The organism is Pseudorhodobacter sp. (genome assembly GCF_034675685.1).
In the GTDB taxonomy this organism is placed as follows: domain Bacteria; phylum Pseudomonadota; class Alphaproteobacteria; order Rhodobacterales; family Rhodobacteraceae; genus Pseudorhodobacter.
Genome location: NZ_JAUCDA010000013.1, coordinates 40518 through 54028 on the forward strand (window position 1 = coordinate 40518; position 13511 = coordinate 54028).

General features: G+C 61.5%; 8 protein-coding genes and 1 pseudogene. 2 read left to right on the plus strand and 7 right to left on the minus strand.

Features of this window, described 5'->3' with window-relative positions:
• The first annotated feature begins 147 nt into the window (after positions 1-147).
• Both VDP61_RS10245 and trpE read left to right on the plus strand, forming a co-directional pair.
• Entirely contained in the window at positions 148-2022 is a 1875-nt protein-coding gene (locus tag VDP61_RS10245) for a peptidylprolyl isomerase (RefSeq protein ID WP_323006811.1), read from the plus strand.
• 9 nt (positions 2023-2031) lie between these two features.
• A complete protein-coding gene (gene trpE / locus VDP61_RS10250; RefSeq protein ID WP_323006812.1) occupies positions 2032-3540 on the plus strand; it encodes an anthranilate synthase component I in 1509 nt (502 codons plus the stop codon).
• A 137-nt stretch (positions 3541-3677) separates the two neighbouring features.
• On the opposite strand, the gene VDP61_RS10255 is transcribed toward trpE, so the two are convergent.
• From VDP61_RS10255 to VDP61_RS10285, 7 genes and pseudogenes are all read right to left on the minus strand, one after another.
• Positions 3678-5312 carry a divergent polysaccharide deacetylase family protein gene (locus VDP61_RS10255; RefSeq protein WP_323006813.1) on the minus strand — a complete coding sequence of 545 codons (1635 nt, stop codon included), beginning with the start codon at positions 5310-5312 and terminating at the stop codon, positions 3678-3680.
• 339 nt (positions 5313-5651) lie between these two features.
• A pseudogene (locus VDP61_RS10260) lies at positions 5652-6820 on the minus strand (RsmB/NOP family class I SAM-dependent RNA methyltransferase).
• Between the two features lie 33 nt (positions 6821-6853).
• Positions 6854-8302, minus strand: a complete 1449-nt coding sequence (guaB, locus tag VDP61_RS10265) for an IMP dehydrogenase (RefSeq protein ID WP_323006814.1) — start codon at positions 8300-8302, stop codon at positions 6854-6856.
• A gap of 207 nt (positions 8303-8509) precedes the next feature.
• Positions 8510-9511 carry a tellurium resistance protein gene (locus tag VDP61_RS10270; RefSeq protein WP_323006815.1) on the minus strand — a complete coding sequence of 334 codons (1002 nt, stop codon included), beginning with the start codon at positions 9509-9511 and terminating at the stop codon, positions 8510-8512.
• A gap of 212 nt (positions 9512-9723) precedes the next feature.
• The gene (locus tag VDP61_RS10275; protein ID WP_323006816.1) at positions 9724-10587 is read right to left on the minus strand and encodes a hypothetical protein; all 864 of its coding nucleotides are present in this window, start codon (positions 10585-10587) and stop codon (positions 9724-9726) included.
• A gap of 178 nt (positions 10588-10765) precedes the next feature.
• On the minus strand, positions 10766-11851 hold the full coding sequence (locus VDP61_RS10280; RefSeq protein WP_323006817.1) for a sn-glycerol-3-phosphate ABC transporter ATP-binding protein UgpC: 1086 nt from the start codon (positions 11849-11851) through the stop codon (positions 10766-10768).
• A gap of 18 nt (positions 11852-11869) precedes the next feature.
• Positions 11870-13501, minus strand: a complete 1632-nt coding sequence (locus tag VDP61_RS10285; protein ID WP_323006818.1) for an alpha-amylase family glycosyl hydrolase — start codon at positions 13499-13501, stop codon at positions 11870-11872.
• Positions 13502-13511 lie beyond the last annotated feature (10 nt).

Here is a 13511-nt window from a genome sequence, read left to right on the forward strand (position 1 = left end):
ACTCGATTTTTCGTCGAAAAATCTGAATTTTCGTCGAAAATTCGCAGCCTGCCCAACCGCAAAGCGCCACAAGCCCCCCAGCGCGCCTTGCTCCTTGCGGCCTTACCGCCTAGATACGTCAAAACGATTTTACCAACGGGCATACATATGGCAACTTCTGGCGCAAACTCTGACGAAACGACCCGCCGCAAAAAAGGCAAAGGGACCAGCATCGTGGTCTGGGCGCTGATGGCCATGCTGGTGCTTGGCCTTGGTGGCTTTGGCATCACCAACTTTGGCGGCGGCGTCACCTCGATCGGCAAGGTGGGCGCGCGTGAGATAGCAGTGAACGACTATACCCGCGCCCTGCAACAGCAAATGAACGCGCTCTCCGCCCAGTTTGGTACCACACTCAGCTTGCAACAGGCGCAATCAATGGGCCTTGACCAACAGGTCCGTCAGCAGCTTGTCAACGCTGCCGCATTGGACAATGAGGCAGACCGCATCGGCATTTCGGCAGGCGATGAACGCATTGCCCAAGAGATCACCGGCTCGAACGCGTTTCGAGGGGCCTCGGGGCAATTTGATCGTGAAACCTATCGCTTCACCCTGCAAAACAACCGCCTGAGCGAGGCGCAATATGAAACCAAGATGCGCGAAGACCTTGGCCGCGCCTTGCTGCAAGGTGCGGTTTCTGGCGGCTTTGCCGCGCCATCTGTGCTGACCGATACGCTTTATGCCTATATCTCAGAGCGCCGCGGCATCAGCCTTTTGCGTCTGACCACCGCCGATCTGGTGGATGACAGTGTCGACCCGACCGAAGAGCAGCTAAGCGCGCATTACCAAGCCAATCTCGCTGAGTTTACCGCCCCCGAGGCGCGCCGCATCACCTTTGCGGCCCTGCTTCCCGAAGACATCGCCGACAAGATGACGCTTGATGAGGACGCCCTGAAAAAACTGTATGATGAGCGGATCTCGGAATTTGTACAGCCGGAACGGCGCTTGGTTGAACGCTTGGTGTTTCCAACCGAGGAAGCCGCTGCGGCCGCCAAGGCCAAGCTGGACGCGGGCACGCCCTTTGAAACCCTGGTCGAAGACCGCGGCGTGAAACTTTCGGATATCGACCTTGGCGACAGGTCCGAATCCGAACTTGGCGCTGCCGGGCCTGCGCTGTTCGGCTTGCAAGAGCCGGGCGTTGTTGGCCCTTTCACCTCTGATCTTGGGCCGGCCCTGTTTCGCATGAATGGTATTCTTGCCGCCCAGAACATCACCTTTGAAGAGGCCCGCGCCGATCTGGCTGCGGAACTGGCCGCTGATGCCGCCCGCCGCGCAATCGCCGACCAGATCGAGAATATAGATGATCGTCTGGCCAGCGGCGCTACCCTGGAAGAGCTTGCGGCAGAAACCGATATGACCCTGGGCCAGATTGATTTTTCTGCCGGGTCCAGTGAGGGCATGGCCGCCTATCCCGCGTTCCGCACCGCCGCGCAAGAGGCCGCGCAAGGCGATTTTCCCGAGGCGGTTCAAACCGATGATGGCGGCCTGTTTGCCCTGCGGCTTGATGAGATCGTCCCCCCAACGCCGATTCCGCTGGAACAGGCCCATGATGCCGTTGATGCAAGCTGGCGTGCGCAGGCCACCGCCAAGGCGCTGTCCGACCTGGCGATCAGCATCAAATCAAAGGTCGAGGCCGGCGAGTCGCTTGGCAGTTTCGGCACCACCAAGGCCATCCCCGATCTGACCCGATCCAGCACGGTCGAGGGGGCGCCTGCCTCTTTGGTTGCAACCGTGTTCACGATGGAGACGGGCCAGATCCGCGTGATCGAGGAAGGTGATTTTGTGGCACTGGTGGAAATGCAGTTCATCACGCCCGGTGCCGAGGATGGCGCGGATGCCGATGCGCTGAAAGGCGCAATCGCAGCCCAGGCCGAACAAGCCCTGGCACAAGATGCCTTTACGCTTTACACCAACTCCCTGACGCAAAACGCCGGGATCACCTTGAATAATGCGGCCATAAGCGCCGTCCACTCGCAATTTCAGTAACGGCACATCATGGCAAACCTGATCCCCGACTTTGCAAGTTTTGAAAAAGGCTGGGCCACCGGGCGCAACCAGGTCGTTTATGCGCGTATCGCTGCCGATCTGGATACGCCGGTATCCCTGATGCTGAAACTGGGTGAGGCGCGTGGCGATACGTTCATGCTTGAATCCGTCACCGGCGGCGAGATCAGGGGCCGCTACTCGGTTGTCGGGCTGAAGCCCGATCTGATCTGGCGCTGCCGTGGCACCGAGGTTGACATCAACCGCGAGGCGCGGTTTGACCCGGCGGCTTTTCAGGCCGACCCGACCCCGCCGCTGCAAAGCCTGCGCGCCCTGATTGCCGAGAGCGCGATTGACATGCCCTGCGATCTACCCGCCATCGCGGCGGGCCTGTTTGGCTATCTGGGCTATGACATGATCCGGCTGGTTGAACATTTGCCGAACGTGAATCCAGATCCTTTGGGCCTGCCCGATGCGGTGTTGATGCGCCCCTCGGTGGTGGCCGTGCTGGACGGGGTCAAGGGCGAGGTAACCGTGGTTGCTCCCGCCTGGGTGGGCGCTGGCCTGTCCGCCCGCGCCGCCTATGCCCAGGCCGCCGAACGGGTGATGGACGCGCTGCGCGACCTTGACCGCGCACCGCGTGCTGACCGTGATTTCGGGCCGGTCGCCAAAGTGGGCGAGGCGCAATCGAACTTTACCCATGCAGGCTATCTGCAAGCGGTCGAGACGGCCAAGGATTACATCCGCGCGGGTGATATTTTTCAGGTCGTGCCCAGCCAACGCTGGAAACAACGGTTTGAGGCCCCGCCCTTTGCGCTATACCGCAGTTTGCGCCGTACCAACCCGTCGCCGTTCATGTTTTTCTTCAACTTCGGCGGGTTTCAGGTTGTCGGTGCCAGCCCTGAAATCCTTGTGCGTCTGCGCGATGGCGAGGTGACCGTCCGCCCCATTGCAGGCACCCGCAAACGCGGCGCCACCCCCGAGGAAGACCGGGCCAATGAAGCCGATCTGATCTCGGACCCAAAGGAACTGGCAGAACATCTGATGCTGCTGGACCTTGGCCGCAATGATGTGGGCCGCGTGGCGAAAATAGGCACTGTGCGCCCGACCGAAGAATTCATCATCGAGCGTTACAGCCATGTCATGCATATCGTTTCCAACGTCGTTGGCCAGATTGCCGATGGCGAAGACGCGCTGTCAGCCTTGCTGGCGGGCCTGCCTGCGGGCACCGTATCAGGCGCGCCCAAAGTACGGGCCATGGAAATCATTGATGAGCTGGAGCCCGAAAAGCGCGGGGTTTATGGCGGCGGCGTCGGCTATTTCGCGGCCAATGGCGAGATGGATTTTTGTATCGCGCTGCGCACGGCCGTCCTGAAAGACAAACAGCTTTACATTCAGGCCGGTGGCGGCGTGGTCTATGACAGCGACCCGCAAGCGGAATTTGAAGAAACCGTGAACAAATCCAACGCGTTGCGAAAAGCCGCCGAGGATGCGGGCCTGTTCACCAACACGAACCGTTAAAGCGTTTCGCCCTTGGCCTCGAAACAGGGCCTATCCTCACATAACGCGTTGAAATCTTTGCTTTCAAGCCGCGATATGTGAGGAAGGCTTCAAGCCGAAACGCTTTGAATCCGTATCCCGGCCCAGGCCAGCCGGGTTTATTGCGCTGTCATCACCGCCGTAGCGGGCGCAAGCGCCACTGTGGCCGCGCGGCCTTCGACCGCCCATTCCAACACAGCGGCAACCGTTTCTGGCCGGGTTTGGCCAAGCACCACCACACGCCCATCCTGCGCGGCCTTGAAGGCGGCCCGGTCAAGATAGCGCCGGATCACCGTGCGGCGCTCATCGGCGTCATCCAGGGCGCGGAAAATCACCGCATTGCGAATCCCTTCGCGCCGCGCAACCTGCGATGCGGAATTGAGCCCGCGATCCCATGACACCACACCCCTGCCCTGATCTGAAACCACGGCCAGCACCTGTGCGGCAAGGGTGCGGTTGCCCTGAAACCCGCCGCTTGCCGGATCAACAAGGGCGACCGCCTCGGGCAGAATACCCGCCATCGCGTCAAGGCTGATTGCGATGTCGGATGCTGTGGCCCCTGCCGGAATACCCGAGGCCAGCATCAAAACCTCTTGCCCGGCCGCGCGGTAAATCTGGGCCGCCATTGCCGCATCCGGCAGGGCCGGGTCAATCACAAATGACACAGGAAAGGAAATCGCCGCCAGCGCTTCACGGTCGATGTCCGGCCCGCCGGTATCTTGCAGCAGAATGGCGAAAAGCGGTTTTTTGTTGGTATTCTCAAAGGCCCGTGCGAACCGCTCTACCGGCGGCAAGCTGGCATCTTCCGCCGCTGAGGGGGCGGTATTGGGGGCGGCGTCAGGTGCAGTTTCCACCGCCGTTTCCAGCCCGATTACGGGTAAGCGCCCGGTTTTCACCCCGTCAACCGTGCTGGCAAGCCCCGGCGCGGGGCGCAGGGCTGGCGCGGCCGTCAACCTGTCATCAATAGAACCAAGATCGCCATTTTCTGCCATGTCTGGCGCGGCTTCCATCGGGGCCGGATCGGGCGCGCGGGCCGCTGCCGTTTGCAGCTTTTCATCGCGTGCGGCCTCGGTCGCCACGGGGGCAGAGGCCATCCCGGAGGCTGCTGCGGCATCCACCGCGGGCGGCTCGGGCAGAGCAGGCTCTGGCTCTGGCGAGCGGTCGGAAGCGTCGGAAACCGGTAAATCGGCGCCTGCGCGCGCGGTTTCAACCGGCGCGGCCTCAACGGCCAGGGGCGTCACGGGCAAGGCACGGCGAGCGGCATCAGATACCGCATCGGCCCCATCGGCGTCAGGCGTCACTGGCCTTTCCATAGTGGCTTGGACATCGGGCAAGGCCGGGATTTCAGATTTCACCGTGGGGGCATCTGCCGCCACGGAGGGGCCAAGCGCATCGGGTGTACTGGTTACTGGGGGGCGTCCATTATCTACCGGCATCTCTGGCTGCGCAGCCCTGTCAGGCGCTGACGCCATCAATGACGGGGCGGTATCTTGTGGCATCTGCGGGCCGTCACCCAGTGCTTTGCCCTGTGTGCCCATATCTGCGCTGTCCTTCGCGCCAGACGGTTCTGGCACCTTCACATCCACAGCATTTGGCGCAACGGTTGGTTCTGCCGGGGCATTCGCCACGTCCACCGCCGGCGGTCCGTGCTTCAGGCCGCCGGGCCGTAAATCGGTGACTTGTGATGCGACGATCAAACCGAACCCCGCCACAACGGTGCCCCAGCCTACCCCTGCTAAAAACCCACGGCTCACCCGCAACCCTCCTGCCTATACGCCTGCGATCGGGTCTGGAGGCGCGGGTTTCCCCCGATGCCCCCGTTACCGCTTGGCCCGTATATAGCGCGACACGGGACCGGGTTCACCCCCAAACAGACAAGAACAGCCACCGCGTGGCAAAATGCTGCGATTGAAAGCGCCAGCCCCGGTTTATCGCCGGCCGGGATTATCAAGCGGTCGCGAAAACCGGCGTCTTCGTTTTGGCCCGTTGCTGCGGCTGTGCAAGCCCGGCGGCGCAGCAGAACAGGTCACATAACGCGTTGAAATATCTGATTTCAGACAGTGACATGCAAATCATGTTCACGGCGAAACGCTTCAGGCCTTGGCGCGCAGTACGGCGATGTAAAACCCATCGCCCCCCTCCAGCGGGGTCAAGACCCGCTGTTGCAGCAAGGTCCAACCTGCATTTCGGCCCAGAAAAGCGGTTACCTGATCTTCATTTTCCATCTGCAAAAGAGAGCAGGTCGCATAGGCAAAAATGCCATCGCCGCGCACCAGGGCGCTGGCAGCATCCATCACCTCGGCTTGGGTTTGGCAAAGATGTGCCAGACGATCCGGCGTCAACGCCCATTTGGCCTCGGGTGCGCGCCGCCAACTGCCAGAGCCTGAACAAGGCGCATCGGCCAAGACCAGATCAAAGCCGCCGGCTTGTTGCAGGGCAGCAGTGGCCAGCGTTTCAATGCGAACCCCGGCGCGTTTGGCCCGTATCGGCAGGTCTTTCATCCGGCCGGGGGCTATGTCATGGGCAAAAAAACGCGCATCGCCCCCCCCCCGCCATAGCAAGCGATTTACCGCCCCCCCCCCGCACAGTAATCCAACACCCGCATTTGCGGTGTCAGCGCAAGGGTTTCCACGACAGCCTGTGAGGCCGCGTCTTGCAGCTCTACCAGCCCCGATAAAAAGGCTTTTGACCCCTGCACCCGACGCGGATTCTCGGTCACTTCCAACGCGGTGCGTGCGAGCGGATGCGGGCTTGTGGTGATCCCCTCTTGGGCCAGGGCATCCATCGCCGCCTCGGGCGAGGCCTTGCGCAGGTTGGCGCGCAAAAATACCGGAGCCCGCGATTGCAAGCGCTGCATGACCGGCGCAAACTTGGTGCCAAGGCTGCGTTTGAGTTCGGGCACCAGCCAGTCGGGGCAATCAAGGGCCGCAGCGCCCGATGGCACAAGACCCGCAGCAAATTCCTCGGCGCTTAAAGCCGCGGGTGCATAGCCGGCACCGGTAAACACCGTCTCTGGCGCAACACCGGTAGCGCGCAACGCCCCCAAAACCAACCCACGCCCGGTTTGCGCCCCGCCAAGACTGGCATAAGAGCGTTTGCAGCGTAGCGCATCAAACACGATGTCGCGCACGGCATGCCGATCGCCCGACCCCGCAAAACGGTTGGAACGCGCCCAGTTTGTCAGGGCTTTCTCGGCCGCCTCCCCCGACAAAAGCTTGTCGAGGATCTCAATTGCGGCGGCATGGCGGGCGGCTGGGGTCATGGTATACTCTGGCCCCGAAAGGCGGTTCGCGGTTTACATGATGCGGTAGTTCGGGCTTTCGCGGGTGATCTGCACATCATGGACATGGCTTTCCTTCAGCCCTGCGCCGGTTATTCTGACGAAAGTGCAGTTGCTGCGCATTTCGGCCACAGTGCCGTTGCCGGTATAGCCCATCGCGGCCCGCAGCCCACCGACCAACTGGTGAACAACCGCCGCGGCAGAGCCTTTGTAGGGCACCTGGCCTTCAATCCCTTCGGGAACCAGCTTGTCGCTTGCGGCATCCTTTTGGAAATAGCGGTCGGCCGAGCCGCGCGCCATGGCCCCAAGACTGCCCATCCCCCGATAAGATTTGAACGAGCGGCCCTGATACAAGATCACCTCACCGGGCGATTCGTCAGTGCCTGCAATGGCGCTGCCAACCATGGCGCAGGACGCGCCCGCCGCAATCGCCTTGGCAAAATCGCCGGAATATTTGATGCCGCCATCCGCGATGATCGGCACATTGCCCGCCGCCGAGGCCGCGTCCATGATCGCGGTCAGTTGCGGCACGCCCACACCGGCCACAATCCGCGTGGTGCAGATGGAGCCGGGGCCAATCCCCACCTTCACCGCATCCGCGCCCGCACCGATCAGCGCCCGCGTTGCCTCGGCTGTGGCCACATTGCCTGCGACGACCTGCACCGCGTTAGAAATGGCCTTGATCCGTTCAACCGCGCGTGCAACACCTTCGGAATGGCCGTGTGCCGTGTCGATCACCACCATATCCACGCCGGCATCAATCAGCGCCATTGAACGCTCAAACCCGGCATCCCCAACGGTCGAGGCCGCAGCCACCCGCAAGCGGCCCAGATCATCCTTGCAGGCATGGGGGTTCAATACCGATAGTTCCGTGTCTTTCAGCGTCAGCAGGCCCGTCAGCACGCCTTTGCCATCGGTAATCAGCAGCTTTTCGATGCGACGCGCCTTCATCAGGGAAATTGCGGCCTGACGGTCGGCAGGCTCGTGCAATATCGCCAGATTTTCCGCGCTCATCATCACCTTGACCGGCGTGCGATCATCCGAGGCAAAGCGCATATCGCGGTTGGTGACAATGCCAACCACACGCCCCATCGCGTCAACCACCGGAAAACCGGTAACATTGTAGCGCGCTTGCAGCGCCTTGGCATCGGCCAGCGTCTGGTCCGGGGTCAAGGTGATCGGGCTGTAGACGATGCCCGATTCAAACCGTTTGACCCGCCGCACTTCCAGGGCTTGCTCGTCAATGCTCAGGTTGCGGTGAACCACCCCGATGCCTCCGGCCTGCGCCATTGCAATCGCCATCCGGCCTTCGGTCACGGTATCCATCGCCGAGGACAGCAACGGAATATTCATCCGGATGGATTGGGTAACAAAGGTGGACGTATCGGCATCCGAGGGCAGGACCGAACTTGCTGCCGGAACAAGCAGAACGTCATCGAATGTAAGAGCCTCGCGAATCTCCATGAGAAACCTCCGTGGGAGCGGTCGTTTGGCGGTTTTCTGTTTCACGCATGGGCACGAATGGCAAGGCCAAAACCCTTCGCTTTTCGCGCCCCCGGCCAATTCAACGCAAAACCGCCAAAAGCTTTTGCCTTTGCTCTGCCGCAACAGCGCAAACAGGGCATATAGTGGTCGGTGCTGGCCTGCCTTCAATCCATCGGGTGTTAGACGTCAGGCGGTTGCGGCGTTGGTTTTTGCCGCAAGCGTGCCTTTGGTCCAGGCTTGGATGACCTTCAGCGCAATGGCTGGCACGATGCCGATTGCCGCCGTAAGGCCGGCTATACCGCACCAGACCCAAAGGTTGGCCGGCCCCATTGCCCCGCCAAGCCCAAGCAACAGGCTGGTATACGCGGCCAACGGAAAAGTGAGGGCCCCCCAAAGGGCCGAAAACCCCGCCTCGGTTATCCAGTGGGCGCATGCGATCATCGCAAGCAATATCCCCGCCCCCAGAACAGCAAAGACCATGGCCAGCACGGGCATTCCCAGCAGCAAGGCGACGCTGCCGAACAGGGCCGCGGGGGCAAGATGGATCGCCAGCAGCGGGCGCAAGGGCGCGGGGGGAACCCGTTTGACCAGTTGCACAAGGCTGATGGCCCAGATACCGATTGCCACGATCACGGTTACGCCCAGGATAGCGGCCGCCAGCCCGGCATAGCCCAAAGGCGCCGCAACCAGGGCGGCAATGATGAAACCCACAAAGCTCAGGTGCCAGACCGGGGTCACATGACGCCCCTCGGCGGGCCCGCGACGAAGGGCGATGAGGATAAGCACCGCCAGAATTGCGTGCAGGCCAAGCCCGGCAAACATCAAACCGCTTGCCGCACCTGGCGCATAGGGCAGCAAGGTCGCCGCGAACAAGAACAGGCCAAGCGACATCGCGGCCAAACCCGCACGGCCAGGTAAAATCGCAAGGTCTTGCATGATCACGCCGGGCCGCTGCCACAGCTTCAGCAAATAGCCTAGCGTTGCAAATACCCATAGCAGGCTGATACCGCCCAAGGCAATTTCAGCGATGGCAAGCGGATAGCCAATCACATCGGCCCCGCGCCGCAAGGCAAGGCCAAGGCCAAACAGGCCCATGATCGCGGGAAAAACCGCTGGCGGCATGCGCTGAAACGCGCGCAGCTTGACGGGTGGAAATTGTGGGGCTGGAAAGATCGGCGGGCGTTTCATGGGTGTTCCTTGGTAGCGGCAGGGCCTTGGTAGCTATTGGTATCAGACAGCACTTTACAGATATAGCCCATCCCCGCCGTCATCACATCGCGGCGCATTGTCACTTGGGTAAAGGGGCCACTTGGGTAAAAGGGGGGCAGTTAGGCAAAAGGGGGCAGGCCCAGGGCGGCGCAAGGGGCCAAATGCCGCCCAGGCCGCCTGCCCCTTGCTGGCTATCCCGGCACTATCAGGCTGGTCGCGCCTGCCATTACCACGCTTGCCCCGGTGCCCAGCTTGAAATGGGCAAGCCCTGCACCGTTTTCTGTGTTCACCGCGCCAAGATCCAGCACCTGCACCCCGCGATCCCGCAAGGCCAGGGCCGCCTGCCACAAGATCGGGCCATGCGCAAAAGCGGCGCGGGCCGCAGGGCTGGCCCAGCCCAGAAAATAGCTGGCACAATGGCCATGCCGCAAAAACACCATGCCTGCTTGCAATGCCCCGCCTGCGTGCCAGCCAAGCGCCACAATGCCACCGGACCAATCCAGCGCCATGACCCCCGGCAGGTTGCCATATCCCCGCGCGCGGCGCTGTGCCGCCTCTTGGGCCAACAGGGCTTGCAGCTTTGGCACAGCCAAAGGCATTGGCTTCACGGTCTTTTCAGCCTTCACCAAACGATTGCGCCATTTCGCCTGCAAGCCCTGGCGCAGCGCCTGTGTCGTCCCATCAATCCGCCACAGCGCCGAGGCTTTGGCTGTGATCAGGGGTATCATTCCCCAGCCGGACAAAGGTGCATCGGGGGTGACAATGGTCGCCCCGGCATGGCGGGCCAGACAGCGCAGGGCCCGGCGTTTTCTTGCGGGGGGCACCTCGGCCAGCCATATGGGCCCCTGCCCGATGATTTGCAGCCCGCGCCGCTGCAACACCTGGGCGGCGGCAATCGCTTGCCCCGCATCATAAATAACGGCCCGGCCGGTTTTCACCCCCAGCCGCCGCATCGCCTCGCCAAAGGCCCAGTCTTGGCGCAAAGGCATGTGGGCGTGGCAGGCCATGCGGGCTTGCCATTCATCTTCGCTTGCCTGATCCCAGCGGATATCCATACGCCCTTAAGACATCAGAAACCTGAATGTGGGATTAAGACAGGGCAAGCAATTTGAAAAACCCTGAGGGCCGCCCATGAAACCCATCCCCGCCCCGCGCTATACGCTTTGGGTGCCTACCCTTGTTTCCCTGGGCCTTTGTGCCGTGTTCTTGCTGGGCGTGGCGCTGCTATGACGCTTATCTGTACAGCAAAGACAACCCGTTGTGGAACATATGCACCTTTTTGGGGTCGGCCGTCAGATGCACCACCTTATGCCGCAATCCGGCATGGATGCCCGGCAATTTTCCGACAACCTGCGCCGCGCCCCCCTGCCGTTTGAAATAAAGCAAGGTGACCTCACCCAAGGCTTCGGTAATCTCCACTTCGCCGGTGAACAGGGGCTCACGCTCGGTCGCGACCAGATCCTCGGGGCGCACGCCGATATTCACCGTCATGCCCAAATCCGCTGCAACAGTCGGCACTGATGATCGCGCCACACCGCCGCCCGCCAGCCTGACCACGGTCTGCTCCCCGGTTTCCACCACTTGCCCCGGCAAAAGGTTCATCGCGGGTGAGCCGATGAACTGGGCCACAAATTCATTCTGTGGCCGCTCATATAAATCCAGCGGGCTGCCAACCTGGCTGATCCCGCCGCCTGCCAGTACCACAATCCGGGTGGCCAGCGTCATCGCCTCAACCTGATCATGGGTCACATAGATCATCGTGCGATCGGGCATCTGTTCCTTTAGCTGGGCAATTTCAATCCGTGTCGCCACGCGCAAGGCCGCATCCAGATTGGACAGCGGCTCATCGAACAAATACACCTTTGGGTCCCGCACGATCGAGCGGCCAATGGCCACGCGCTGGCGTTGCCCGCCCGAAAGCGCCTTGGGCAGGCGGTCCAGATAGGGCGTCAGTTGCAAGATGGTCGCGGCCTTGTTCACGGCTGCGGCAATCTCATCCTTGCTTTTCTTGGCGATTTTCAGCGCGAATTCCATGTTTTCGCGCACCGTCATATGCGGGTAGAGCGCGTAAGACTGAAACACCATCGCAATGCCGCGCTGCGCGGGCGGCACATCATTGACGACCCTGCCGTCAATCTGCAATTCGCCGCCCGTAATCCGCTCCAGCCCCGCAATCATCCGCAAAAGCGTGGATTTACCACAGCCTGAAGGGCCAACAAACACGATCAGCTCACCTTGTTTGATGTCGAGGTTGATATTGGCAAGGACCTTTACCTCGCCGTAAGCCTTTTCAACATTCGTCAGCTTCAGATCAGCCATTGCTGCCGCCCCCCGATTTCATTGCTTGACGGCCACGCAAGATTGCCACGGCGCCAAGATGATGGTTTGGCCCAGAACCGGCCCATCTTCCTGCCCCAACGCGTGCCAGTTGCCCGCCGGCAAGGTGGTTGTGACCGTCGTTTCACCAAGGTTGAACGCGCAAAAAACCCTATCCGTCGCATCGCTGCGCATGAAGCAAAGCAGATCGCCCGCGGCCATCATATCGCTTTGCGCGCCGCTGCGCAAAACCTTGTGTCGGTGCCGCAAGGCCAATGCGGCCTGATACTGCGCGAACAGACTGTCTTTGCCCTTTGCCTCTGGCCCCGCAAGGCGCAAGTGCTGGGCCGGGATCGGCAGCCAGGGCTTGCCCGTGCTGAAGCCGCCGGCCTGATTATCCGCTTGCCAGACCATCGGCGTGCGGCAGCCATCCCGGCCTTTGAACTCGGGCCAAAACTCGATGCCATAGGGGTCTTGCAGGTCTTCAAACGCAATCTCGGCCTCGGGCAGGCCCAGTTCTTCGCCCTGATACAGGCAGGCAGAGCCGCGCAGGCACATCAGCAACGTCGCATAAGCCTTTGCTGCATCTACCGAAAGCCCCCAGCGCGTGATATGGCGCACAACGTCATGGTTGGAAAACGCCCAGCAGGCCCAGCCATCGGGTGCGGCCTCTTCCAGCGCACGAAAGGTTTCAACCACCCGCGCCGGGGTCAGCCGGTCAGGGGCCAGAAATTCAAAGGCATAGCACATCTGCATCCGGTCATCGCCGCGCGTATACTCGCCCAGAATTTCCAGCCCGCGCTGGGCATCGCCCACCTCGCCCACCGCCGCCGCGTTATAAGGCTTCATCACCGCGCGCAGTTTTTTCAAAAACTCGACATTCTCGGGCTGGCTTTTGTCAAACAGATGCATCTGGTGGTTATAGGGATTTACCGCGGGTGCTGTATCGGCGTTGCGCAATTCCGGCGGCAGGCCGGGGTTGTCGCGCAGATATTTGTCATGGGTGTAAAAGTTGATGGTATCGAGGCGAAAGCCGTCAACGCCGCGTTCCAGCCAAAACCGCGCCACATCCAGCAGCGCCGCCTGCACTTGCGGTTCATGGAAATTCAGATCGGGCTGCGTGGTCAGAAAATTGTGCAAGAAATACTGTTCGCGCCGCGCATCCCATTGCCAGGCCGAGCCGCCAAAGATGGAAAGCCAATTGGTCGGCGGGGTGCCATCCAGCTTTGGGTCGGCCCAGACATACCAATTTCTGCGCGGATTGGTGCGGTTGGCGCGGCTTTCAATGAACCAAGGGTGCTGATCCGAGGTATGCGACAACACCAAGTCAATCATCACCCGCAGGCCCAGGCCATGCGCCGCCGCGATCACCGCATCAAAATCGGCCAGGGTGCCGAACATCGGGTCGACATCGCAATAATCCGACACGTCATAGCCGAAATCCTTCATCGGCGAGGTGAAAAACGGGCTGATCCAGATCGCATCCGCCCCCAGTTCGGCGATGTGGGGCAAGCGTTGCACGATGCCTGCCAGATCACCGATCCCATCGCCGTTGCTGTCTTGAAAACTGCGCGGATAGATCTGATAGATCACCGCCCCGCGCCACCACTGCGTATCCATCGCCCGCGCTGTCGCGTCCAATTTACCAGCCATTGCCATCCCT